26 protein-coding genes and 1 pseudogene are annotated in these 25,090 nt (G+C 43.6%); 10 read left to right on the top strand and 17 right to left on the bottom strand.

Annotated elements, in window-relative coordinates; genetic code table 11:
• Positions 1 to 21: 21 nt before the first annotated feature.
• The 6 genes and pseudogenes from ES765_RS03770 to ES765_RS22020 all read right to left on the bottom strand — a co-directional run.
• Complete coding sequence (locus tag ES765_RS03770; protein WP_212744207.1) at positions 22 to 600, bottom strand: CPBP family intramembrane glutamic endopeptidase; 579 nt, start codon at positions 598 to 600, stop codon at positions 22 to 24.
• A gap of 311 nt (positions 601 to 911) precedes the next feature.
• Positions 912 to 1,313 (bottom strand): TerB family tellurite resistance protein, encoded by a 402-nt coding sequence (locus tag ES765_RS03765; protein WP_138111253.1) that lies wholly within the window; start codon positions 1,311 to 1,313, stop codon positions 912 to 914.
• A 41-nt stretch (positions 1,314 to 1,354) separates the two neighbouring features.
• A complete protein-coding gene (locus ES765_RS03760; protein WP_138111252.1) occupies positions 1,355 to 1,762 on the bottom strand; it encodes a hypothetical protein in 408 nt (135 codons plus the stop codon).
• 478 nt (positions 1,763 to 2,240) lie between these two features.
• Positions 2,241 to 2,399: a hypothetical protein gene (locus tag ES765_RS21630; protein ID WP_171017217.1), complete on the bottom strand. Its 159-nt coding sequence runs from the start codon at positions 2,397 to 2,399 to the stop codon at positions 2,241 to 2,243.
• Positions 2,400 to 2,516: 117 nt separating this feature from the next.
• Entirely contained in the window at positions 2,517 to 2,681 is a 165-nt protein-coding gene (locus tag ES765_RS22840; RefSeq protein WP_410504309.1) for a DUF6920 family protein, read from the bottom strand.
• A 25-nt stretch (positions 2,682 to 2,706) separates the two neighbouring features.
• Positions 2,707 to 3,126 (bottom strand): annotated as a pseudogene (locus ES765_RS22020) (DUF6544 family protein); the annotation flags it as partial.
• Between the two features lie 617 nt (positions 3,127 to 3,743).
• Here ES765_RS22020 and ES765_RS21625 point away from each other — a divergent pair.
• On the top strand, positions 3,744 to 3,896 hold the full coding sequence (locus ES765_RS21625; RefSeq protein ID WP_171017216.1) for a hypothetical protein: 153 nt from the start codon (positions 3,744 to 3,746) through the stop codon (positions 3,894 to 3,896).
• A 407-nt stretch (positions 3,897 to 4,303) separates the two neighbouring features.
• Here ES765_RS21625 and ES765_RS03745 read toward each other — a convergent pair whose 3' ends face one another.
• From ES765_RS03745 to ES765_RS03710, 8 genes are all read right to left on the bottom strand, one after another.
• Positions 4,304 to 5,041 carry a cupin domain-containing protein gene (locus ES765_RS03745; protein ID WP_138111251.1) on the bottom strand — a complete coding sequence of 246 codons (738 nt, stop codon included), beginning with the start codon at positions 5,039 to 5,041 and terminating at the stop codon, positions 4,304 to 4,306.
• Positions 5,042 to 5,049: 8 nt separating this feature from the next.
• Positions 5,050 to 5,775, bottom strand: a complete 726-nt coding sequence (locus ES765_RS03740) for a class I SAM-dependent methyltransferase (RefSeq protein ID WP_249356219.1) — start codon at positions 5,773 to 5,775, stop codon at positions 5,050 to 5,052.
• Positions 5,776 to 5,881: 106 nt separating this feature from the next.
• A complete protein-coding gene (locus ES765_RS03735) occupies positions 5,882 to 7,186 on the bottom strand; it encodes an APC family permease (protein ID WP_212744205.1) in 1,305 nt (434 codons plus the stop codon).
• A gap of 467 nt (positions 7,187 to 7,653) precedes the next feature.
• Positions 7,654 to 7,845 (bottom strand): hypothetical protein, encoded by a 192-nt coding sequence (locus ES765_RS22015; RefSeq protein WP_212744204.1) that lies wholly within the window; start codon positions 7,843 to 7,845, stop codon positions 7,654 to 7,656.
• A 3-nt stretch (positions 7,846 to 7,848) separates the two neighbouring features.
• The gene (locus tag ES765_RS03725; protein WP_212744203.1) at positions 7,849 to 8,619 is read right to left on the bottom strand and encodes an Acg family FMN-binding oxidoreductase; all 771 of its coding nucleotides are present in this window, start codon (positions 8,617 to 8,619) and stop codon (positions 7,849 to 7,851) included.
• Between the two features lie 11 nt (positions 8,620 to 8,630).
• The gene (locus tag ES765_RS03720; RefSeq protein WP_138111250.1) at positions 8,631 to 9,221 is read right to left on the bottom strand and encodes a CDP-alcohol phosphatidyltransferase family protein; all 591 of its coding nucleotides are present in this window, start codon (positions 9,219 to 9,221) and stop codon (positions 8,631 to 8,633) included.
• 1 nt (position 9,222) lies between these two features.
• Positions 9,223 to 9,780, bottom strand: a complete 558-nt coding sequence (locus tag ES765_RS03715) for a hypothetical protein (RefSeq protein WP_138111249.1) — start codon at positions 9,778 to 9,780, stop codon at positions 9,223 to 9,225.
• Entirely contained in the window at positions 9,758 to 9,979 is a 222-nt protein-coding gene (locus ES765_RS03710) for a hypothetical protein (RefSeq protein WP_138111248.1), read from the bottom strand. The genes ES765_RS03715 and ES765_RS03710 overlap by 23 nt, the downstream gene beginning before the upstream one ends.
• A 299-nt stretch (positions 9,980 to 10,278) precedes the next feature.
• Between ES765_RS03710 and ES765_RS03705 the strand changes: the two genes are divergently transcribed.
• Genes ES765_RS03705 through ES765_RS03695 form a run of 3 tightly spaced genes read left to right on the top strand, consistent with a single transcriptional unit; the run spans position 10,279 to position 12,463 of the window.
• A complete protein-coding gene (locus tag ES765_RS03705) occupies positions 10,279 to 11,169 on the top strand; it encodes a universal stress protein (protein ID WP_138111247.1) in 891 nt (296 codons plus the stop codon).
• A 6-nt stretch (positions 11,170 to 11,175) separates the two neighbouring features.
• Positions 11,176 to 11,847 carry a dienelactone hydrolase family protein gene (locus ES765_RS03700; RefSeq protein WP_138111246.1) on the top strand — a complete coding sequence of 224 codons (672 nt, stop codon included), beginning with the start codon at positions 11,176 to 11,178 and terminating at the stop codon, positions 11,845 to 11,847.
• Positions 11,840 to 12,463 carry a phosphoribosyltransferase gene (locus tag ES765_RS03695; protein WP_138111245.1) on the top strand — a complete coding sequence of 208 codons (624 nt, stop codon included), beginning with the start codon at positions 11,840 to 11,842 and terminating at the stop codon, positions 12,461 to 12,463. The genes ES765_RS03700 and ES765_RS03695 overlap by 8 nt, the downstream gene beginning before the upstream one ends.
• Positions 12,464 to 12,620: 157 nt before the next feature.
• Here the strand turns inward: ES765_RS03695 and ES765_RS03690 are convergent, their stop codons facing one another.
• From ES765_RS03690 to ES765_RS03680, 3 genes are all read right to left on the bottom strand, one after another.
• The gene (locus ES765_RS03690) at positions 12,621 to 13,259 is read right to left on the bottom strand and encodes a class I SAM-dependent methyltransferase (protein WP_138111244.1); all 639 of its coding nucleotides are present in this window, start codon (positions 13,257 to 13,259) and stop codon (positions 12,621 to 12,623) included.
• Positions 13,260 to 13,464: 205 nt separating this feature from the next.
• Complete coding sequence (locus tag ES765_RS03685) at positions 13,465 to 13,671, bottom strand: dodecin family protein (protein ID WP_138111243.1); 207 nt, start codon at positions 13,669 to 13,671, stop codon at positions 13,465 to 13,467.
• Between the two features lie 285 nt (positions 13,672 to 13,956).
• The gene (locus ES765_RS03680; protein ID WP_138111242.1) at positions 13,957 to 14,334 is read right to left on the bottom strand and encodes a response regulator; all 378 of its coding nucleotides are present in this window, start codon (positions 14,332 to 14,334) and stop codon (positions 13,957 to 13,959) included.
• 326 nt (positions 14,335 to 14,660) lie between these two features.
• Here ES765_RS03680 and ES765_RS03675 point away from each other — a divergent pair, with 326 nt between their 5' ends.
• The 6 genes from ES765_RS03675 (at position 14,661) to ppsA (ending at position 25,082) form a co-directional block, all read left to right on the top strand.
• On the top strand, positions 14,661 to 15,860 hold the full coding sequence (locus ES765_RS03675) for a glycosyltransferase family 4 protein (RefSeq protein WP_138111241.1): 1,200 nt from the start codon (positions 14,661 to 14,663) through the stop codon (positions 15,858 to 15,860).
• 13 nt (positions 15,861 to 15,873) lie between these two features.
• Positions 15,874 to 17,109, top strand: a complete 1,236-nt coding sequence (locus ES765_RS03670) for a glycoside hydrolase family 57 protein (RefSeq protein ID WP_138111240.1) — start codon at positions 15,874 to 15,876, stop codon at positions 17,107 to 17,109.
• The gene (gene glgP, locus ES765_RS03665) at positions 17,078 to 21,322 is read left to right on the top strand and encodes an alpha-glucan family phosphorylase (RefSeq protein ID WP_138111239.1); all 4,245 of its coding nucleotides are present in this window, start codon (positions 17,078 to 17,080) and stop codon (positions 21,320 to 21,322) included. Before ES765_RS03670 ends, glgP begins: the two co-directional genes overlap by 32 nt.
• Positions 21,323 to 21,425: 103 nt before the next feature.
• Positions 21,426 to 21,884 (top strand): pyridoxamine 5'-phosphate oxidase family protein, encoded by a 459-nt coding sequence (locus ES765_RS03660; RefSeq protein ID WP_138111238.1) that lies wholly within the window; start codon positions 21,426 to 21,428, stop codon positions 21,882 to 21,884.
• Positions 21,885 to 21,925: 41 nt separating this feature from the next.
• Positions 21,926 to 22,603 carry a carboxymuconolactone decarboxylase family protein gene (locus ES765_RS03655; RefSeq protein ID WP_138111237.1) on the top strand — a complete coding sequence of 226 codons (678 nt, stop codon included), beginning with the start codon at positions 21,926 to 21,928 and terminating at the stop codon, positions 22,601 to 22,603.
• A 70-nt stretch (positions 22,604 to 22,673) separates the two neighbouring features.
• Entirely contained in the window at positions 22,674 to 25,082 is a 2,409-nt protein-coding gene (gene ppsA, locus ES765_RS03650; protein WP_138111236.1) for a phosphoenolpyruvate synthase, read from the top strand.
• Positions 25,083 to 25,090: the final 8 nt, after the last annotated feature.

Raw genomic sequence — 25,090 nt, 5'->3', positions numbered from 1 at the left:
ATATAAGGGGCAACCGATAGTTTAACCATGACCTTGGTCAGTTGGCCGTACCTTGGTTTCTTGGACCAATTTCCATTTGGTCTTCCACAAAACCAACATCCCCAAAACGGTCAGTACGAGCATTTGCCAGTTCTGCCCTAAAAACCCTAGTCCCACAGAGTTTTCCAAAGTATCCCGTATTTCGTCAAAAAAGACGTGATAGGCGGATACAACCGCCAAGCTGGCAGTGCGGTTCCAAATATAGGCAAACACAACGGCGTGCATGATCGTGGGGATAAAACTGGCCACTAAAACAACGGGAATAAAGAACAATAGGTTGTTTCCTGTCTGCGTTCCCATGAAAATTAGCACAGGAAGATACCAAATCCACGTAACCAATCCGTGTAAGAGCAATGCTTTTCGATACGAATACTTTTTGAGCAACTGGGGCAACAAATAGCCACGCCAGCCAAATTCTTCGCCAAATGCTGGAACGATAGTAAGCAATGTACTTGACCCAAATGCAAACAAAATACCACTAACATTATAGTTGCCGCTTGGCTCATAAAAACCCAATACCATTTCCATCATACTCGGAAAAAGCCATAACCACAATACCAAAACAAACACATACAGGTAATGTCGAGGCCTGCCCCAATGCTATCCCGCTCCATTAAACTCATTTTTGAATACCCATTTTCCTGAAACGAAGGTGGCGACCCCGACCATAACCATAGATAGCAAAAGCAGTGGCTTGTATTCCTCCCCTAGAAAAAAATAAGCGATTTGAAAGGGCCAAGAAAGCAGAATAACGATGAACAGAAAAAGTTTAAGCGAAAAGGGGCGTTGGGCACTCATTGTGGCATTCATACCAAAATAGGGAATAGATTTTTAACTCTAGAACAAAAAAAACAGGGACTTAGAGTAGACCGTCAATCCTCAAACTCGGCCTCTCCACCGAAGACTCGGATACATTTCTCGATTTCCTGGGTTGCCCTTTCACTTGAAAAACCCAGACCAATGGCATATTTGTAAATCAGTTTTTGTTCTTCGGCATCGATTTCACTATCGGCGTAAATGACACTAAACAAGTCATGAAGCCGCTCAATACGTTCTTCCAAAGTATAGGGTGGTAGCAACGGATACTTCTCCGGATGTTTCAATATCGGCTTGACCTCTTCGTCGGAAACATCGAGCTTAAAGGCCAATCGGGCTAAAACAATCTTCTCCTCCAGATTTATAGTCCCATCTACAGTCGCCAATTTAACGATTGCGGCAAAGTGTGCTACATTGCTTTCATGGGCACCTGATTCGTATGCTTCTAAGATTGACATTTTCTATTTATGGTTTAAATTACTGTGCATTCGATACTTTCTTATTTCGTAAGCAGGATAGCTCCAAGATAATCGAAAACTTTTGTTTTATAATCGTTAAATCCGATATAGAAATCCTCAAAACGTTCCTTTAATGCTTTGTGATTTTCCAGATAATAGGTGTCGCAAGCTACATCTTGACATTCTAAAATGCCCCGTAGTTTATCTTCGTATTCGAGGATTTCTTTCTTTAGGTTAGATGTCTCCCTGGTTTTCGTCCCCATAACATGTTTGAACTGTTGCAAATGCTCAAAAAGATTGGGCGTGTTCTCTTTGAACACATGGGCATTCAACAGCCTATTGACGAATTCAATCTCATTTTCGATATAGCCAACAGTCGATTTCCACCATTCGGCATCATGATGGAACGCAGTCAGCAATTCTTCAGGGGTGTTTCTTTCTCCTAGCATCTTAGGGATTTCTTTATTGGATTAGACGGAAAATTACTTTATCCGGAAGGTTTTGGAAATGACCGTTATCAGTTCGGAAAAGAATTTGGAACCTCAAAGATTTTCTAGGATTCCAACTTTTAAGGTTTGATCTTTTTTACTAAAAGAGTATCCGATATATCAAAATCATGATAGCGGCCCCGAATATGCTCGTGTAAATCAATTCGTTATGTTTGGCCAACCAGTTCGGCAAAAAAACATCAAAGTTCTCTTTCGTGCTATCCGAATATTTTCGGGCAACTACCGTAAGCGGACAGAACCATTTGAACGCAAGCAACACCGAGCCTTCTGCTATGACGAGGCCAACACATTGCCAGACCCATTGGTCTATTTTGTTGATGATTACCGCATAAAGCAAGTAAAAGAGACCCCATTGAAGAACAACCAGATTACGGTGTGGACACTCTTGATGATGAGCAGTTCCCTTTTCATCGTAACATCAGATCAGTCCTCTTTTCTTTATTTCGACTTTTAACTTGTCGGTGATATCCCTACAATCGCAGTTCTTTTTATGTTCCAAATGCCATGCGATACGTTGGTCGGTAGTGGCATTTTTTGGCATTTTATGGGCTTGATCCCATGCTTTGTTTGTTTTCATAGTGCTACTTCATATTGGGCGTTTTGTCATTCTGACGCAGGAGGAATCCCACGTAAATTCGCTCCGTCAAACGGATTCCTCCCTCGTCGGAATGACATAAATTTAGAAAATGACAAACTAAAATGATATATTATAATAAACACTTTTTAAATTAAACTTCCAGTACACAAACTCCCCATCGGGATAGTGCCAAACGGCCTTGCCATATGTTGGTAGGTTGTAGCCATTTACATTTTTGATATTTGCTCTCCGGAGTAGAGAATGGATAGGTCTTCCTTTCATCCAGGGCAATCCGGTCCTCGGAAATAAAATTGACCAACTGTCCTTTTTCATTAAAATATAGAACGGCTGAAATTCTAGTGCCCTTGTTAGTGAAAACCGCCTTTACAGAGTAATCATCGATGGTTTTCCAGATAATCCGTTCATCGATTAGAGCTGCCGGTGCAAACATGCAGAGGTCGTTAAAAAAAGTAACCGTTTCGGTAGGGAACAGTTCAGGTTCATCCAATTCTACAACGGGAATTAGGGAAAGCACCTTGATGCGCATGCTGGCTGCTTGATTTTTATAGCAATGATACCCGTGGGTCGACAGACCCTTTATCTTGGCCTTCATAAAAAAAAGTCGGGCTGGGTCATGGAAAAAACTGTACTGTTCGGAAGTGAATTTGAACCAATCCTTGTCCCTGTCACGCATTTCGCCATCAAAAACGATTTTTACATTATACACCTTGGGCTTTCCAACTACACCAGCATATCTAAAAAAATTCTGGACTATAGTAGGTAGATTGATCGAGGTCCTTTTCGGTCAGGATCTCGGTTTGTGTTCTGGTTTTTTGTATTGTTGAGGTAATGTTTTTTTTATAGTTGTTTTTAAAATTGTGGGATGTAAAATTAATAATGGTTGTTATAAGAATAATGATATTGGTGATAGTGTTATATTTAGCATTGCTCCATGCGCTTAAAATCAAAAACTGTGATAAGGTCACCCCTATCAAAGCAACGATTGACCAATCTTCTTTTTTCAAAAGCAACAAAATGGTTGCCACCATAAAAAGTAATCCGGTTAGCAACCAAGAACTGCCCAAGGGTTTTGAAATTTATTTGGTAAACTGTGCCATTTCTCCCAAATCATAAGCTTTGGCAAAGCCCATAATATGGATGAGGCTATGGATTAAGACAAGTATCGTAAAAGCTATTTTCATCGGTTTTTAATTCAGACCTAACAGGTTTTTCTTTTATTCTACAAAACTCAATACATTTTAACAGCTCTCGAACAGGAATCATTGGAGGCAAATCTGTTAGGGCTTTAATAAATTACTTTCAGGTATTCTGGATTCAGTCCGTATGGTTTCCATATCCTTTATCAACAACCAATCATCCATTTTGGGATATTTTGTCGCTACCTCCGGAAACATCACGGACGAAATGATAATGGAATATATCAAAAATCAAGACAACAATGAAAAGGAGGATGGAGAAATTACCATAGTCGATTAGCTTTAGCCGCCTTTAGGCGGAACTCAAACCCATCGGTCTTTAGCAGATGGTAGTTTAGTTAATAATAACCCAAAGATATTTTGGTTTGAAGATGATTATACTTACCTACATCAGGGTGCTGTTTTTTTTGTGAAATTCAAGATGGGTGAGTTTTTATAGGACTCCGAGAGTAGTGAAAAGGGGCTGTGCAAAACATCCTTATGTTATAATAGGAAGGCTTGATTTTAGAGGAGTGACCGGCTCAATTTTCACTTTGCAACATTGGGTTTGCCACAATAACAAAGCTCCGCAATCGTTCGCGAAGCTTTTTTCTGACCACTAAACCGTCAACTTAAAACTCCTATGTTTTCTTGTTTTGCTATGTTACTCCTGCCCGCCCTACGGAAGGCTTGCCTTGGCCAATCTGGCTATTCGTCTTTTTGCTTATAGCTTACGACAAGAAAACTGGCCTCAGTTTTACCGATATTCTCAATAGAATGCTCACAGGTCTCATGCCAATGTATGTCACCTGACTTAAATTGTTTGTCAAGGTCATCTTGGGTATCGGATGTGTACTCCAGTTCATAATCGGAAAGGGCGTAAATAATTCGGTTGCTTCCCGAATGTATCGGTATTTTTTCTCCTTCGGGCAAGGTTACCATGGTGATCCTAAAATCATCATTGTCCAAAAGTAGTTTGGAAACATCAGGGGCGACGGAGTTCACATCTTTTTCCAAGGTGTTTTCTGCGCAAGCCGGCAATTTTGTATCTTTTTTAGAAAATGTTAACCATTCGGCGGTATCAGTACTGTTGTTTTTTGCGGCATGTTGCCCGGCGGTATGCGCATGTGCATCGCCTTTTTTCCAAGATTTGGAACCCATCTCCTCATCTTGCTCTTGCCAGGCTATGGTGTAATCCGTAAGGGAATAAATTACGCGTTCCTCGCCCGGATGCGCTGCCAATGCTTCGCCTTCGTTTAGGGTTACTTTGACTACTTTGGCATAGTCATTTTCAAATAGTACGACCGGACTCACCGTTTTCGTGGCAATCTCTTCTGAAGGTTCTTCACTTACGGCGTCTTTTTTGTCGGTGTTTTTACAGGACAAATACAGGGATGTAAATGCCACTAGCATAAAGATGGATAGGAATTGTTTTGTACGTTTCATAATTAGTATTATTTAGATGTTATGATATATTGATAAGGTAATAAATCTGCTTCCACCTCAAAATGGGTGTACCCGGCCTGCTTTAATTCGCTGATTACGGTATCTATGGAAATTTTATGGTGCTTGGGGCCAACTGGAATATCCGCATCAAAAAAATCGATGATGACCAGTTCGCCATTAGCTTTTAGTCCTTTTTTGACCTTGGCAAAATAATCTGGGCGGTTTTCTATGTGGTGATAGGTGTTTACGATAAGCACCATATCTACTTCCTTTTCTTCCAGACCGGGCGAATCGTACGGAATCTTTCTTGTGGTCAGTTGTTGTATGTTCTCTTTTTTGATCCGTTCGTTCAATAAGGCCTGAAACTCTTCATTTACGTCCGCAGCGATGACATTTGCACCATTTTTTGCCAACTTCACCGAAAAATATCCGGAGCCTGCACCAATATCCATAATTGTTTTGTCCGAGATATCGCCAAGAAATTCCAATACTTTTTCTGGTTTTTGGTAGGCATCCCGTTCGGGCGATTCAAAACGCTCTACAAGATCTTCCACCTTAGATTGGTGCATGTACTCATTTGCCGATCCCGGTGCATGGTCTTCTTTATTGTCGTGTCCAGTACGTTCGGTGCTGCTAGGGCCCGCAGCTTTTGTTTGGGATTGCTCCTTTTTATGTTCCTGCCCTTGGCAGGCTAACATAGTTCCGAGAGAAATCATAAAAATGGTTTTTTTCATGTGTCTTTCTTTAATTAATTTTAAAAATCATAGCTAATTTTTGATGACCAAAATAATCATTAACCGTATGTTTAAAAATGATTCTAATCATGTCGGCTTCATGTTATTAAGATTTAAAGCTTATTTTTTTGCCGATGTACCATGTAAGTGCTCCAAGTACCAAGTTTCCTGTACCCAGCATTGCTTCCATGGGTCTTTCCATAAAGGTGAAAAAAAGGATACCCAGGGCAAAAAAGATATAAATGATTTGGAATAAGGGGAAAAGCGGACTCTTAAAGGTATCACTATTGTTATAAGTTTCTTTCTTTTTACGGCGCAGTTGAAAAACACCCCATACCGTGAGCATGGAAGAAAGGGTAATCAGAAAGCCACAGTAGATTAAAATTTGTTCAAAAGTGCCTGTTAACAGCAGTAGGCTTGTGATAGCAAATTGAAGCCATAGTGCTTTTTTGGGAATTTCATTAGGCTTATTTTTAATACCCCGCCAAAAACGTATGTCTTGGGCCATTGCCGCGGTGACCCGTGGCCCTACCCAGATCATGGCACTAATACCGGATATCAACAGCAGCGAGATGCCAAGACCAAAGAGGTCGCCCATATCCCTGCCCATTATTTTTGTGGCGGCTATAGTTCCTATATCCACTTGCCCCACCAATTCCGGTACGGGTACGTGCTTTAAGAAAACAAATTGCAGCAGCGTGTAAATGACCGTAACAAATAATGTACCGCCGATAAGGGCATAGGTCAAGGACTTTTTAGGATTTTTTAGCTCTTCGGTAATGTAAACGGCCGCGTTCCAACCAGAGTAGGCATAGCTCACATAGATCAGTGCTATTGCAAAGGAGGAAGAAATAAGTGACGAAACCTTGGGAGGTTCCAAATAGGTATTGCCTTCAAATCCGGGCACCCATAGTCCAATGGCGATCAACACCACAATGAGCAACACCTTTAAAAGGGTACTTCCGTTTTGAAATCTGGCGCTTGTACGGAGGTCAAAAGTGTGCAATGCCGTAATCAGGGCCACAAGCGCAATACTGCTCCATACAGGATTTAGTTCCGCATAGGGAAAATACGCCATAACCGCAATGGCCGACAGGGCTACCGGTGCCGCAAAGCCCACCGTAAGCGATACCCACCCTGCCAGATAGCCGATAAAGGGTGAATATAATTTGGACAAGTAGTGGTACTCGCCGCCCGATTTTTTGAATACCGTACCAATTTCTGCATAACTAAATGCCCCAGACAAAGCCAAAAGGCCGCCTAGTACCCATAACAATAGCACCGCCATAGGATCGTTAATATCCTTCAGCTGAAACCCCAGGCTCGTAAAGACCCCTGTGCCGATCATATTGGCAACGACCAAAGCGACCGCGGTAAGGGTACTTACTTTATGGAGGGTGTTATTTTTCAAGTTAGGTTTTCATTTAAGTTGCATTACTTTTATGCTATGGGAATAGTAAGAAAAACGAAATCGGTAAACGCTGTGTTATGCCTATTCGAGCAAAAAAGAAAGGCAACAGCAGCAGTAGTAGATTTGGTAGCAAGGCTTAATAAAAAATGAACAAGACCACCGTTTAGAGAATTCTTGATAGGTTGGAAAGAGAAGGGCTTATCCATTCTTTTTTGGGTAAGGACGGGCTAAGATGGTATGCAAAATGTAACGGATGCCCGCAGGGCGTTCACAAGGATACGCACCCGAATTTTCAATGCAGTAACTGGGGTAAAGTTGTTTGTTTAGATGTTGAGGTGACCCTTCCAAAAGTAATGAATTTTAAGATAGATCATGCCACTTTGCTTTTAATGGAGCTTTATAAGGCTTGTTTAGTTTAATTTTTGCTTTTTCGGGATGCTTTTATAAGCTTTTCCATTTCTTATCTTTTAGAAAATCACTTCTTCAACTGCTTTCCTCGGCGCAAAAGGCTGAACTTCAGCATAGCCTATTCGCATGATGATTGTCGGAAATTCATCGTTTATCGAGAGTTCCTTTTGTAATCCACTCGCCAATGATTCGATTTCGCAAGGCGGGTTCAAATAGGAGTTGGCAATACCCAATTCGGTCAATTTGAGCAAAATTCATTCAAGGTACATGCCCAGCTTCACCCATTCTTCGTGGCTGTCCGTTTTTGTAGTTAAAATAACAAAGTGCGAGGATGAATCAATCTTTTTTACATCGGATTTGTTCTGTTTTTCTGGCGTCAAGAATGATTTTACAATGGCCCGCCCCATAAATTTTGGAGTGGATGGTGAGCCCATCACTTTATAGGTCAATCCGTTATTGGTGTTTTTTACGTGACTTTTATTAAAGCGCATCCAAGAAAGCAGTTCGTTTTTAAACCCATCATCGTTCATTTGGACGGTATTGCCCTTTTTGATATAGTTTTTAATAATGGAAAAATGATTACTACCCTTTATAAAATAATGGGCATTGATATTTTCTTCCTGAGATATAGATTTTAATTGGTCCAAGAGGTTTTCGGAAACAATCCATCCATTGTAAATTGCTTTGTTGGACTGTCTTTTTTCAATGGTTTGCAGCACGGACTTATCAGAATCAATACTGGATTCCTTAAGAGTTATATTGATAAAATATATTCCTTTCGGAGATTTTTGAATCTCTAAATTTGTACTGTATCCAAATGACGATGCTGCTTGGCACAAGTTCTCCGTCGCACAGCCCAAGCCCACGTAAAGTTCACGATGTGTTGGGTCAACAATAGGCAAAGCAAAATCAAAATCGGGATGGATCTCGATACTAGTTTCGTCAATCTTAAATTTCCAAGGTTGGCTGTTATGGCCTGATGGGGCTTTGGTTGCGTAGCGGATGAGTTCTTTTAAATTTTTCATTTATAATAGATTTAACCAGTATTTTTGATCATCCGCCTATCCCTCAAAGCCCAATAAATTCCCTTGACATCCTCCGCCCAATCGTCATACATAAATATCAAAGTAATTTCTTCAACGGTCTCCAAAATACCTATGATCATCATCGCATAGAACAACCCATAAACAGGGCCAAAGAACAGGGCCAAGAGAATAAAAACGCCTTGTAGCACGGCGGAAGTTTTTGCCAAATACGTATGAAAAGCGGTGATCTTACCATATTTATGGAAGGCGATCGCCATCTGTAAAAGATGAGGAGAAAAGGCGATGGCTATCAGCAAGAGATTTTCACGGATAAAGGAATTCTCAAAAGTCCAAAGTCCGATGAGTCCCATGGCAAACGTGAGTTGATCGCCCATGGAATCGAGTTGCGAACCTCTTTTGCTACTGATCTTCAGTTTTCTGGCCAGATAGCCGTCGATGGCATCGGTACTGTAACTGACGAGCAAAAACCAAGTGAAAAGCGCTCGCTCATCCAACAAGATCAAGGCCAACAATACCGGAACAGCTGCGATGCGGTAGGACGAAAACCAATCGGCGATATTGAAGCTTTTGAATGTCAGCATATCAGTTTCCCGTTTCCAAAAGTTGGTGGAGCTTGATAATGACCTTTTCCACGTATAGCGACACATCACTAATTATGGACTCGCCCGTTATCGCATCTACCCCTTCCATTTTTCCGCTCCCTTCGCCAGAAGTGGACAGCACGACCATTTTACTTTTCAGTCCCGGATTTTTGTCCATAAACAACTGGACTGCTTCCGGTGGTTTGCGATACTCCCAAGTATGGATCAAAAGTATCGCGTCGAAACCGGAAACATCCATATTTTCCAAAGCCGAAATATCTACGACCTTTATAAAAATAGCATTGGATTTGTAGTGGTCTACTATTCCTTCGACTACGGAGTTTTTAAATTCGCTTCCTTGGGCAGCGATCAAAAGGCTACGAGCCAAGGTTGGGGAATTGACCTCGTAGGCCTGCACGGTTTCCATTGAATAGGTGTACCGATACCATAGTGCAAAACCAAATAAAAAAACAAGAACGGCCAACAGACCGTACAGCACGAATCTAAAATTTTTCATCCCTTTAATTTTTAGTAATTTATCCTTCCTTTCCAAGTTCATGCGTTTCCAAATGATGCTTTAACAATTGTTGTAGGCTTTCGAGATAATCATTTAATTGCTCTTCGTCCATTTTGGGATGGGGTTTCTCGGGTAAGGTCAAAGGCTCCTCGTCGAGATAGCGGTAGAGCTCGGGGTAATCGGTTTCGATTTTGGTGGTCAACGTCGTAATTTCTTCCAGTATTTGTTTTGAATTCTTCATGTTAAGCAATTTAAAGATTTAACACTATGGGCCAATTTTTCACCATCGATGGCGTACTCGGTCTGGGCAAAGATTTCTTTTCGGTTTTGCCGAAACATTTTTAAAAAATAGGGCTCGGGACCATTGTTTTTTATGCTCATGATGGTAAGTGTTTTTACGATTGCCTATCAAATGTAGTATGGAAGCGTTATTCCCAAAATGACCATAATCATGTGACGTAATCGCGACGGACTGACGGGAGTCATTTTACCCAATCAGGTATCCGGTTACTTTTATATAGAAATTTAAAAAGTGATGTGATGAATACCATTTTATACGCTACCGATTATTCGGAAAAGTCAGTAGCCGCTCTGCATTATGCCTACGGACTGAGCAAAAAACTGAACGCGCAGTTGGTGGCTATTCATGTGTTCGATATGCAGATCAACTGGGCAAGTGCAGTATCGCTGACCTATTCGCGCAGGGAGGTGAAGGCATTCGCAAAGGACAAGGAAAAACTACAAGCTTACTGCGCCCGCCATTTGGGCAACGACCCCGATAAACTCAACATTTCGATAAAAATTGTGGAGGACGAAACGATATGGGAAGGCATTCTCGAAAAGGCCGACGAAACCGAAACCGATTTGATTGTAGTGGGCACCAAAGGCGATAGCCCGTTACGCAAGTTTTTTCTCGGCAGCACCGCCGCCGCCCTCATCGAAAAGGCCTATTGCCCGGTACTGGCCATACCACTCGGCACCAAGTATAACGAGTTGCAGCTTATCGTTTATGCCTCCGATTTTGAAGGTTCCGACATTTTTACCATCGAGGATCTCGTCAGGCTTGCCGAACCTTTTGATGCGGAGATTCGTTTGGTACATATTACGGACAAGGACAAAAAAACCGCAGAAGACCAACTGCATTGGTTCAAGAACATGCTGCGCCATAAGGTCGTTTATAAAAAGACACGTTTTGACCTGCGTTACGGGGAGGATATTTTTGCCGCCTTACAAAATTATGTCAACGAAATCGAACCTGATATGATCGTCATGTTGGAACGCGAGGGTCATGGCCTGATCAAAGACTTGCGACATCGCGATCTGGTCAAACGCATGAAGAGCGAAGGACATTTTCCGCTATTGAGCTTCAACAAAAAGAATATTGGGCGTGAACAAAGAAGAGGTCAAGAATTTGGAGAACAAAAAATCTAAAGCACAATGATAACATCCGAAGAAATACACAAAACCATTTCCATCAGACTTGATGGCACCGTTTTAAAAGGAACGCTGGTCGTACCCGAAAAGGCCATCGGTATGGTCATCTTCTCCCATGGTAGCGGAAGTAGCCGCCTGAGTCCCAGAAACAATTATGTCGCCGAGGTATTACAGAAAAAAGGTCTCGCCACTTTGCTCTTCGACCTGTTGACGGAAGATGAAGACCGCATTTATGAAAACCGGTTCAATATCGATTTGCTCACGATGCGACTGATCGACGTAACCCAATGGGTACAACACCAAAAAGAACTCAAAAAATTGCCTATCGGGTATTTCGGGGCGAGCACGGGCGCGGCTTCCGCATTGCGAGCAGCAGCTTTTTACGGTAAAGATATCAAGGCGGTCGTTTCAAGGGGAGGCAGACCAGATATGGCCCTACCGGATCTTCATAAAGTAACCGCTGCCACACTTTTGATAATTGGAGGCTGGGACAATGTGGTCATCGAACTTAACGAAAAAGCCTTTGAAAAATTGCAAGGCACCAAAAAACTGGAGATCATTCCACATGCCACCCACTTGTTCGAGGAACCCGGAAAATTGCAGGAAGTCGCCCGAATTTCGGCGGAATGGTTTGTAAAACAGTTGTTGAACAAAACATCGGAAAGCCATGTTTGAAGATAGAATCGATGCGGGAACGCAACTCGCGAAAAAACTGCTAAAGTTCAAAAACGAAAACGTAGTGGTAATAGCCGTTCCCCGAGGCGGATTGCCCATTGGCGCCCTAGTGGCAAAGGCTCTGAAAGCCCCTTTAGATGTAGCCCTGACCAAAAAGATAGGCCACCCTTACCATAAAGAGTTTGCCATCGGTGCCGCAAGCCTCGAAGATATTATATTGACCGATGCTATGGGCATTACCCAAGGATATATCGAGGAAGAAGTAGCCCGGATACGAAAAAAACTAAGGCAGCGCCACGACCAATATTACAGGAACAATACGCCTCAAAAACTAACGGACAAAACCGTGATTATCGTTGATGACGGCATCGCGACCGGCAATACGCTGTTGGCAACCGTAGAACTGGTCAGTAAACAAAAACCGAAAAAGATAATCGTAGCGATTCCCGTTGCCCCGAACTCGGGCATACATAAATTTGAAACCAACACCAACGTAAATGAAATAATTTGTCTGCTCGTTCCGCAAAATTTTCGGGCGGTAGGACAATTTTATCGGGTATTCGAACAGGTTTCGGATCAAGAAGCAATCGCGATTTTGGAGGAATTTGGGGGTTGATGCTTTCGCGCTATTTTTTATTCAGAAAACATTTCCTTTTTTGTCGTTCCTACGAAAGTAGTAATCTGTTTAAGGGAGCAACTGGTTGTGGGATTCCACATACACTTCGGCAAGCTCTGCAACCACCTCGAAATAACAACTTGCCCTTACCTCGCACTCACTTCTTTATCGCCCGTACCGTAACAAAAGACCCTTTGCCAAAATCCGTTTTTGGAACTTGCACCTCTTCAATATCCTCCAATTTTCCGAACAGAGTCTGGTTGAATTCCAAATCTTTGAATCCAGTCTCCTTAAGAAGATTTTTAATTCGATCAACGGTATAAAAACGGGCATTCTGATAAAAATTACTGCGATGCCGTTTTTCATGGTATTGCTTGGCAATTTCGCGATCGCTATCCAAGAAACCTATAATAATCGAGGCATTTGGTTTCAGTACCCTGTGGGCTTCTTTAAAAGCACTTTTGATATCCTTTAAAAAACAAACGGTAACGAAAAGCACGAAATCGAACTTCATAGCCGCATAGGGCAAACGTTCGGCGACCCCGTCCATAATTTCGATTCCTCTTTTTTGTGCCAGTCTGGCCATTTCGGCAGAGGGTTCTATACCTTCTTTAATGCCCAAAGGTTCGGAAAACCTTCCGGTACCGACTCCGACCTCTATCCCATGAAGGTTCTGGGGCAGCTTTAAAAACTGTTCCTGTAAAGCCAAAATTTCAGACTGATAAGCCTCAGGGTGGTTTTCATACCACTTCTCGTATTCCGTGACGTGTGCGTCAAATGCTTTTGTAGTTTCCATATAGTTTTATTTTTCCTAAAGTTGCCAAGTAAATATGCAAACCACAATGACGAAAATCAATTTACCCTAGACTTTTTGCAAAACCTTAGGCATTAGATTTACGATATGCCTGTTTACCACGCTTTACAAGCGACAAGACACCGCCAAAAGCATAAAACTACTTTTAACCGGTGTCTTGTACAACCAACCAAACTATGTGAACACCCTATTCCTGCATAATACCAAAGGTAACTTTGGCGTTGACACGGTATTCGGATATTTTATTGTCCTTTACGCAAACCTGCATATCATTGATATAGACGGATTTAATGTTCTTTACGGACTTGGATGCCTCATTTACAATGTTTTGTACGGCGTCTTCAAAACTCTTGGTCGAGTTGCCTAAAATCTCTATTACTTTTAAAACTGACATAACTTTCTGTTTTTAAAATTAGATATTATTAAGATGGACGTATCCGTTCATCGCCTCAAAATTAAGGGCGTGGCGAGCGCATCACAATGACGTGGGTCAGTTTGGGAAGAAAAAAAGAAAAGAGAGAAAAGACTCAAAAGTTATGAGTTATGAGTGCGGAGATATAAGTTGATTTTGTCATTCCGAGGCACGAGAAATCCCACGCACAGACACGCCCATTGATCCGTTCAACGGATTCCTCTTGAGTCAGAACGACAAGAAAAAAGAGAGAAAAGCGAAAACACCCTAAGAAACCTTCCCCTTGAATAAACAACGTTGTACCGCTCCCAAAAGATCCTGAAGTTCAAAGGGTTTGGTCAGATATTCGTCGGCACCGGCCTCAATACCTAAATTAATATCTGCCTTTTCGGACTTCGCACTAAAGAAAATAAAGGGAACGCGTTTTAAGTCCGCAGAGTTGCCCAAGATACCTAGTAAAGTAAGTCCGTCCATTTCGGGCATCCGCATATCGCAGATGATGAGGTCTGGCGGAGAAGATAGAATATGGTCAAGTCCCTCTTTTCCGTTCTTGGCGGTCGTTACTTGATATCCCTCAAGTTCCAAAATTTCGGCGGTACTCTCCCGTATGTCGGCGTAATCTTCAATAAGCACAATAGATACCATAGGCAAACTTGTTTTGGGGCAAAAATCAAGAAACAAAATACTTCCTAAGCACCTAAGCACCTAAGCACCTAAGCACCTAAGCACCTAAGCACCTAAGCACCTAATAAAAATTAATTTAGTACTCTTTGCAGGAAAAATCCTAAAAAAAATGTTAAAATCCTAAAAAAATGTTAAAGCCCAAAAAGGAAGGTATAGTTAATTAAAGTATCCGGCTACCTAATATTAAAATTCCCCGAAATTATTTCGGCCAACTGACCTGTATCATTTCTAATAGACTCTCTACATCTTACTTTTAAACCCTTGATAAAAATACTAAAAACAAACACATGAAAATATTGATGTTTGGGTGGGAGTACCCGCCAAATATTACGGGAGGATTGGCGACCGCTTGCCACGGTCTCGTACAAGGTCTACGTAAAGCGGGCCATGACATTACCTTCGTAATCCCCAAAGCGGAAGAAGAAATCTCAACGGATCGGTTCCGTTTGATAAGTGCCAGTAATGTGGTACTCCCCGACCGCCCCGATAGCAATACGACCGCACTATTGAACCGCCATCTACCCCATGTAGGCCAACGGGATTTTCTAAAAAAAGAGACCTACCAATTTTCGGGCGCCTACGGCCCCAACCTTTTGGAAGAGGTTCATTGGTTGGCCGTGGTGGCCGCAAAACTGGCCAAGGATTTGGAGTTCGACGTAATCCATGCACATGACTGGCTTACCTATTTGGCGGGAATGGTGGCCAAGGAAATCAGCGGAAAACCATTGGTGGTTCATATACATGCCACCGAGTTCGATCGTTCGGCAAGGATCAATCCGCAGGTGTATGAAATAGAACGGCAGGGCATGCTGACGGCGAACAAAGTGATGGCGGTAAGCAACCTTACCCGCACTACCATCATCAATAAGTATAAAATTGCCCCGGGAAAAGTCGTTACGACCTATAACGGGGTACTACAAAAGAATAGCGAACCCGATGTATACCCTAAAACCTTGGAACATAAAATCGTAACATTTTTAGGAAGGATCACCTACCAAAAAGGCCCTGAATATTTTGTGGATGCAGCTGAAAAAGTACTCAAGAAAAACAAGAACGTACGTTTCGTTATGGCCGGTTCGGGCGATCTGATGCAAGAAATGATCCAAAAAGTAGCGGTCAAAAGGATGTCGCACCGCTTTCATTTTACGGGCTATTTGAAAAACAGGGAGGTAGATCAAATGCTCTCCATAAGTGATGTTTTTGTCATGCCGTCGGTATCGGAACCTTTCGGTATCGCCCCCTTGGAGGCCATTCGATCCGATGTACCGGTGATCATTTCAAGGCAATCGGGCGTGGCCGAGGTGTTGCCCAATGCCTTGCTCGTCGATTATTGGGACACCGATCAGCTCGCCGAGGCCATCAACGGACTGCTCAATTATACGTCCCTCTCCAAGACCGTGAAGGAATTCGGAAGCAGGACATTAGAACACCTTACTTGGGACCATACAGCGGCAAAAGTTGCGGCTACTTACGCATCCGTAGCCTAAACCAAAAGAAAACATGATACAGATCTGCCTTATTTTTCAAGTCCATCAACCCTTTCGCCTAAGAAACTTCCACTTCTTTGAAATTGGCGGACGCTATCCTTATTTTGATGAGGAAAAGAATGCAAAGATCATCCGACAGGTAGCGGAGAACAGTTATTTGCCCACCAATCGTTTGCTCCAAGATCTTATAAAGTCATACGGTACTAAAATCAAGATCGGTCTTGCTATTTCGGGCTGTGCCTTGGATCAAATGGAAGCTTATTTCCCAGAGGTCTTGGAAAGTTTTCAGCAATTGGTTGCGACCGGCAATGTTGAACTCTTGGGCCAGACCTATTCCGGGTCATTGTCTTCGGTAAAAGATGCTTCCCTTTTCGCTGATGAGGTATCGGACCATAAAAAACGCCTTTTTACCCTATTCCGAAAAAGGCCAAAAACCTTCTTCAATACGGGTCTCGTCTATTCGGACAAGATCGGGAAACTCATCGCCGACCAAGGTTTCAAAGCTGCCGTCATTGAAGGTGCAACCCCAATTTTTGAAGGGCGCAACCTTAATAGGATATATGAAAGCACGACTGCCCCACCGCTAAAATTGCTTTTGAGGAACACTTCATTGAGCGATGATATTGCTTTTCGATTTGCCCGTCATGATTGGAGCGAATGGCCATTGACCTCCGAAAAATATATCGGTTGGCTAAAACAGCTTTCCCCAGACGACCAAACCGTAACCTTAGCAATGGACTATGCCACTTTTGGGGAACACCACAAAAAGGAAACGGGCATTTTTGATTTTCTACAGTATCTATTGGAAAATCTGGTACAAGAAAACAATTTCAAATTGTGCCCGCCACAGTCGGCATTGAAAACGGGTAAAAAGGAGGAAAAACTTCAGGTGCCCAATGCGATTTCATGGTCTGGGATCCAAAAAAATCTATCCGCTTGGGAAAACAATGAACTTCAAATTGAAGCCATAGAAAGAGTCTATGCGCTAAAAAACGACCTGAAATTGATCAATGACAAAGAATTATCACGGAATTGGGAGTACCTAAAGTCCGCCGATCATTTTTTATATATGGATGAAAAAAACGGGGGCAATCCGTATGAAAACGCCTATGATGCTTTTCTCAAATACATGAACGTTTTGTCGGATCTTGAACTCAAAGTCAAAAATAAGGTCAAAGCAAAATCAGCTACCGTAGAAAAAAAACATAGAAAGAAACATGGAAGAAGACAAAAAATTGAAAGCACTTGAAAGTCCAGACCGTCTTTTCGAAATCAGTTGGGAAGTCTGTAACAAGATCGGCGGTATCCACACCGTACTATCGACAAAGGCTTCCTTGATGCAGAAAACTTTTGGGGACGGTTTTATCATGATCGGTCCCGATCTCTACAAAGGCGAAACCGGCAATAGGGAATTCTTGGAAGAACCCGAACTGTTCAAGGATTGGAAAAACCAGTTCAATGTTGACGGCCTGAAAATACGTGCCGGAAGATGGGATATTCCCAGCAAACCGATGGTTGTTTTAGTGGATTTTTCTCCGCTCTTTACAAAAAAGGATGCCATTCTCAGCGAACTGTGGGCCAAGAACAAACTCGATTCGCTCATGGGCGGATGGAACTATATCGAACCCGCCCTGTTCGGGGTGGCCTCTGGCAAGGTCATCGAGAATTACAATCGATTCTATCTTCGGCCCGATCAGCATACCTTGGCGCATTTTCACGAATGGATGACCGGCGCAGGGGTGCTTTACCTTGAAAATTCGGCACCCGAGATCGCCACGGTATTTACCACCCATGCGACCGTTACCGGCAGAACATTGTGTGGCGGCGGTCAACCCTTTTATAGTCGGTTCGATACATATAACGGCGATCAGGTCGCCAAGGAGAACAACGTATCGGCACAACATTCCCTAGAAAAGACCGCCGCCATTACCGCCGATGTCTTTACCACGGTCAGCGACAATACGGCGAGAGAGTGCCAACAATTGTTGGGCAAGGCCGTTGACAAGGTAACCACCAACGGATTTGACGATTCGTTCTTACCACAAAGCGAAACGTTCGAAAAGAAGCAGTCGGCATCGCGCGAGCTATTATTAAAGGTCGCTTCGGCGGTAATAGGCCATAAAGTACCGGACGATGCTTTTCTTGTAGCCACCAGCGGCCGGTACGAATACCACAACAAGGGTATCGATATTTTTATCGATGCGTTGGGCGATTTACATCAAAAAGACGATGTACAACCTCAGACCATCGCCTTTGTATTCGTGCCCGCGAACCATACCATTGCGATTCCCGAAGTGCGAATTGGTATTGAAACAGGTAGTTTTACAAAAGGCAATGCCCCGAACGCACTTACCCATTACCTGCAAGATCCCGATAATGATATCATTTTCAAACAGATCCAAAACAGCGGTTTTGACAATTCGGAAAACTCCAAGGTCAAAATCATCTATGCCCCGATCTATCTTGACGGTGCCGATGGTATTTTCGACCTATCCTACTACGAGGTGCTTATCGGGTTAGACCTGACCGTTTTTCCATCATATTACGAACCTTTTGGGTACACCCCTTTGGAAAGTCTTGCTTTTCAAGTACCAACCGTAACCACCACATTGACCGGCTTCGGAAAACAAGTGAAATCGAATCTGAAGGATTATAAAGAGGGCATGTTGGTCATAGAACGCTCCGATTTTAACGACCGTACCGTTACCGAACAGATCGCCAATTATATTTTTGGCTTCGGCCAAAAGGATGCGTTGCAAATGAAGTCCGCTCGCAAAAAGGCCTTTGACATTTCACGCTTCTTTCTTTGGGAGAATCTGATCCAAAACTACAAAACGTGCTATGCTTTGGCCTTGAACAGACAGGGCCTGCGTACCAAAACGATGGTACGGTTGCGCGAGATGACACCGAAAATAGTCGTACCACAAGCAAAATCCAACGAACCGATCTGGAAGAAGGCCATGGTAAAATTCAAAGTGCCCGACAGTCTGAAGGCCTTGGAAAAACTGGCAAAAAATCTCTGGTGGACGTGGCATTGCGAAGCGGGCGCACTCTTCCGTTCCATTGATTCGGGATTATGGGAAGAATCCGGTCACAATCCCATTGCCCTATTGAGTTCGTTGGATTATGACCGTTTCCTACAACTTGAAAGGGATACCGATTTCATGGGCCGTTTAAATACCATTTCCGAAGAATTCGATGGCTATATGCAAGAGGCTTCTGAAAAAATAGGCCCCAAAGTAGCCTATCTGTGTATGGAATACGGCCTGCACGAATCCGTACCTATTTATTCTGGCGGATTGGGTATTTTGGCAGGGGATTATTTAAAGGAGGCCAGCGACCAAAATACCGACTTGGTCGCCTTCGGATTGCTCTATCGGTACGGTTATTTCGAACAAGGACTTACCCTGCATGGCGATCAAACGGCCAATTACGTCAAACAGCATTTTACCATGTTGCCCATTTCGCCGGTAACCGATGCCGATGGCAATCGCCTGATTTTGCCCCTTCCCCTTCGCGGTCCGATCATCAACGTACAGGTCTGGCGGATGGATGTTGGCCGTGTTCCCCTGTACCTCTTCGATACGGACATCCCCGAGAACAGCGACGAGAACAAAAAAATAACCCACAATCTTTATGGCGGGGACAACGACAACCGTTTTCGGCAAGAATTGCTGCTGGCGATAAATACGGTGCAATTGCTTGAAAAACTGGAGTGGAAACCAAATCTGTTCCATTACAACGAAGGCCACACGGCATTTACGGGACTGATCCGTATCGTGAAGCTCGTGGTACAGGAAAATCTGAGTTTTGAGGAAGCCGGACAGTTCGTAAGGGCCTCTACACTGTTCACTACCCACACCCCCGTGCCCGCCGGACAGCATCTTTTTGGCGAGGTGCTGTTGCGCAGCTATCAAGCACACTTTGCCGAGACCATGAACATGCCTTGGGAACAATTTCTGGGGCTGGGCAAACTGAATCCATCCAATCCCGATGAAGCTTTCTCCATGACCTATTTGGCCGCTAGAACAGCGGGCGAAATCAATACGGTTAGTGCAATACATGCCGAAGTGACCCAAAAATTGTTCGCACCGATATGGAAAGGGTTTCTGCCCGAAGAACTCGAAATCAAAAACGTGACCAATGGGGTACATTTTGGTACATGGACGGCTTACCAATGGAAATCGATCTTCAAGCAGACTTTTGGCGAAGATTTTATACAGGATGTTTCGAACGCGAAATATTGGGCCAAGGCCAGGGAAATTCCTTCCAAAAAAATAATGGAAATCAAAAAAGAAATGAAGACGGTCTTGATAGATTCCGTAAAAAAAAGGATGCTCTCCCTTCATTCCGCCTCCAAGGAACTATACGGTTCCCTGAACAGTTTAGACGATGGCGATCTGCTTATCGGCTTTGCCCGACGCTTTGCCACCTACAAGCGTGCGGATCTTCTTTTCAAGGACTTGGTTAGACTTTCGAAAATACTGAACCATACGGATCGGCCCGTTAAAATTATTTTTGCAGGGAAGGCGCACCCCGCTGATGAAACCGGTCAAGGAATCATCAGGCATATCGTAGAACTTTCCCAACGGCCTGAATTTATGGGCAAACTATTCTTTATCCAAAATTACGACATGGCCTTGGCGCGATTGCTGGTTCAAGGATGCGATGTTTGGCTGAACATGCCCGAACGCGGGCATGAAGCCTCGGGCACTAGCGGTATGAAAGCGGTACTGAACGGCACCTTGAACTTTAGCGTGTTGGACGGTTGGTGGGCAGAGGGCTATCGTGAAGATGCCGGATGGTGCCTTCCCAAAGAAAAAATCTACGACAATGATGAGGATCAAGACGATCTCGATGCCGAGATGGTCTTTAATATGCTGGAACACGAGATCATTCCCGAATATTTTGAAAGGAATGCCCAAGGAATTCCTGAAAAATGGGCGGACAAGATCAAGAACGCCTTTGCCCATATCGCTCCCCATTTTACTACGGCCCGAATGCTACACGAATATGCCCACAACTATTATGACAAAATGTACGAACGCATACAGAAATTGCAAAAAAACGATTATGAACAGCTAAAATACTTGGTGGAATGGAGCAAGCATATCAACGAAAATTGGGATAAGATCTCCGTTGTGGACGTTCAGGTTTCCGATGGTATCAAACCCTTGGAACTGGGCGAAAAATTCAAGGCCGAAGTTACCTTGGACCTAAGCGGACTCTCCCCTGATGATATTGGGGTAGAACTGGTCATTGCCAAACGTGCCGACGACGGCAACTATCGGGTCCGTCAAGCGGAAGAATTGAAAAAGGTCTCCCATAAAAAGCACCGAACGCTGTACAAGGGCGAAGCTACGGCATCAATGACAGGAGCCTTTCAGTACGATATCCGCTTTTACCCAAAGAACAAAGGGTTGAACCACCGTCGAGATCTGCCTTTAGTGGAATGGATATAGAATGGGATAGCGTTTGACCTACCAGTTTTTACCGAAATAAATAGGACACAAACGGAAACCGGTCAGGTCTAACAACAAATTCGATAAAGTAAAAATGAAAATTATGATAAAAGATTTAAGCACTAAAACATGTATTGATATGCTCGCCAAAAACTACATAGGCCGTTTGGGTTTTATAGCAAAGGGAGAACCTTATATCATTCCCGTTACCTATTACTATTACGATAAAGACCATAACAGTATTATCAGCTATTCAGCGGAAGGCCACAAAATAGAAGCTATGCGAAAAAATCGCAACGTTTCCTTGGAGGTGGATGAGATTACCTCGGTAAACCATTGGCGATCGGTGCTGGTACACGGTCTGTTCGAAGAACTAGAGCAGATTGATGCCAAATACCTGTTGCACCAGTTTGCCGAGGGCGTGAAGAAGGTCATCACGGAAAGGGAACACGAACACCCCCAATTCATCGGCGAGTTTTCGGCCAAGCTGAAAGGAGAAGGAATCCCGGTGGTCTATCGCATCAAGATACGTGAGATTACGGGAAAAAAACGGCAGGGTTGAAATCTCTTTTTGTAAATCAGGACTCATAAAACCGCGCAAGAATGAAAACGGACACCGTAATACCCGAAGCCATAAGGTCGCAAAACGAATTTAAAAATAAGTTCAGTTTTTGGGAGATGTACGGCTCTTTTACCTCCCTCCCTAGCGCCATGACAAGAATGATAGGGAACCATAAACGCAAGCTCGTGGATCCCGATTTTTTGAAGCGTTTGCAATTGGCCGTGACCGAAGTGAGCGGATGCCCAGCCTGCTCTTATTTTCATACCAAAATGGCCTTGCAGCAAGGCATGAGCGGTGAGGAAATAAGCAGTTTTTTAAGTGGTGGCGACCAATACATAAAGCCGGAAGAAGCAAAAGCGATTATGTTCGCCAAGCATTTTGCCGATTCAAGGGGTTTTCCCAAGAAATACGCATATGATGCCATCGTGAAGGAATATGACGAAAAAGAAGCGGGTATCATGCTTTCCGCCGTGCAGTTCATGATTTCGGGCAATATGTACGGCATTCCTTATAGTGCATTTCAGTCTAGGCTTAAGGGGACACCGTTCAAAGGGAGTTCCTTGTTTTATGAACTGGGGATGTTGATAGCCGGTGCTCTTATATTACCAATTGCATTTGTTCATGGGGCATTAAGAGAGTTAATGGGTTTACCAAATAAAAGACTCGACAAAAATACGAAGGATGATGAGGTTCAAACTAGTAGAAATATGGGCAACTGATCTGAATCATTGTATAAAAAGACCAACCATGTGAATTTTGATTTTCCGATTCCAAAAAAAAATGAAAAAAATGAAAAACTACATCAAACGCTTCAGCGAAATAGACATCAATGACGTACCCATCGTAGGTGGAAAAAATGCCTCTTTGGGGGAAATGTTCCAAAAATTGACATCCAAAGGCGTACAAGTACCGGACGGATTCGCAACGACCTCGGAAGCCTATTGGCTCTTTTTGGAGGAAGCTGGCATAAAGGACAGCTTAGCCCAAGAAATAAAAAAACTGGACAAAAAGGAATTCTCCAATTTAAGGGAAGTCGGTAAGTCCATTCGACAGACGATCGCCGATGCCGAGTTTCCGGAGGCCATCAAGAAGTCGGTAAAAGAAGGCTATGAAAATCTGGTCAAGGAATATGGAGAAGGAATTTCCATGGCCGTGCGAAGTAGTGCCACAGCCGAAGATTTGCCCAATGCCAGTTTCGCGGGCCAACAAGAAACCTATCTCAACGTAAAGGGTTTTAGCGAACTCATCGCCGCCTGCCATAAGTGTTATGCCTCGTTGTTTACCGATCGTGCGATAAAATATCGTGAGGACAATGGTTTTGACCAGATGGAGGTAGCACTTTCCATCGGGGTGCAATTGATGGTCCGCGCCGATCTGGCCTGTTCGGGGGTAAACTTTACCCTCGATCCCGATACCGGTTTTGATGATGTGGTCTTGATATCGGGGGTTTGGGGGTTGGGAGAGAACATCGTACAGGGTAGCGTTAACCCCGATGATTTTTATGTGTTCAAACCGAGTATAAAAAAAGGCATCCGCCAGCCCATAATTTCACGAAATTTGGGAAGCAAGAAAAAGACTATGGTCTATGATGAATCGGGCAACGGCACTTTGAATCTGGACACTTCATTGGAAAAACAGGAACAATACGTCCTAACCGACAGGGAAGTGCTAAAACTGGCCGAATGGTCCATGATCATCGAAGAACATTACCAACGCCCAATGGACATCGAATGGGCCAAGGACGGAAAAAATGACCAACTGTTTATCGTACAAGCTAGGCCAGAAACGGTACAGAGTGCCATCACGAACAAACTCAAAATTACCACTTTTACACTCCTCGAAAAGGGCAAGATACTGACCAAGGGAATGGGCCTCGGGAATAAAATAGCCGCCGGTAAGGCACGGGTGCTGCATTCTCCCCAAGAATCGGACAAACTACAAAAGGGCGAAATTCTGGTTACGGAAAGAACCGATCCCGATTGGGATCCGATACTCAAAAAAGCGGCGGGTATCATTACCGACCAGGGCGGGCGCACCAGCCATGCCGCCATCGTTGCCCGTGAAGTCGGAGCAGCGGCCATTGTGGGGGCCATAGATGCCACAAAATCCATCAAAGACGGACAGGAAATCACTATTTCTTGCGCCGAGGGCGATACGGGTATCGCCTATGAAGGGCGTTTGAAATGGAACGAACAGGAAGTCGATACCCAAGCCCTTAGAAAACCTAAGACCCAACCCATGTTGATCTTGGCCGATCCCGATCAGGCATTCAAGCTATCGTTCTATCCCACGGAGGGCATCGGGTTGATGCGGTTGGAATTCGTCATCAACAATTCCATTCAGATCCATCCCATGGCCTTAAAACATTTTGATACCTTGAAGGATGCGTCCACCAAGGAAACAATAGAAAAATTGACACACCACTATCCCGATAAGGCCGATTATTTCGTACATAAATTGGCGGAAGGGGTCGCGACCATTGCCGCGGCCTTTTATCCGAAGGATGTCATTGTGCGTACCAGCGATTTTAAATCGAACGAATATGCCAACCTAATCGGCGGTACCGAATTCGAGCCTGAAGAATCGAACCCCATGATCGGGTTTCGGGGCGCATCGCGCTATTATCATCCCAAGTACCAAGAAGCCTTTGAACTGGAGTGCAAGGCGATGAAAATGGTACGCGAGGATATGGGCATGGATAACGTAAAGATCATGATTCCCTTTTGCCGCACCTTAAAAGAGGCCAAGAAAGTAGTGGAAGTTTTGAAAAACAACGGATTGAAACGGGGCGAAAACGGACTACAGCTCTACATGATGACCGAAATACCCAATAATGTAATTCTGGCAGCGGAGTTTGCCGAATTCTTCGACGGATTTTCCATCGGCTCCAACGACTTGACCCAATTGACCTTGGGCGTGGATAGGGATTCCGAATTATTGAGCGACATTTTTGACATCAATGATCCCGGAGTCAAAAAAATGATCGCTATGGCCATAGATTCCGCCAAAAGAACCCATACCAAAATCGGGTTGTGCGGGCAGGCACCCAGCGATTATCCCGAGTTTGCCCAGTTTTTGGTGGAAAAGGGAATAAACTCCATTTCTTTTAATGCGGATGCCCTGATTGCCGGTATCGAGAACATCAATGCCGCAGAGGAGGATTTGGTAACTTTTGGTATGGCGGAAAGTAGTAACTGAAAAAGTCT

Source organism: Maribacter sp. ACAM166 (genome assembly GCF_005771495.1).
Taxonomy (GTDB): Bacteria; Bacteroidota; Bacteroidia; order Flavobacteriales; family Flavobacteriaceae; genus Maribacter.
The sequence above is the reverse complement of the archived record's forward strand: the minus strand, read 5'-3'. Positions and strand labels throughout refer to the sequence as shown.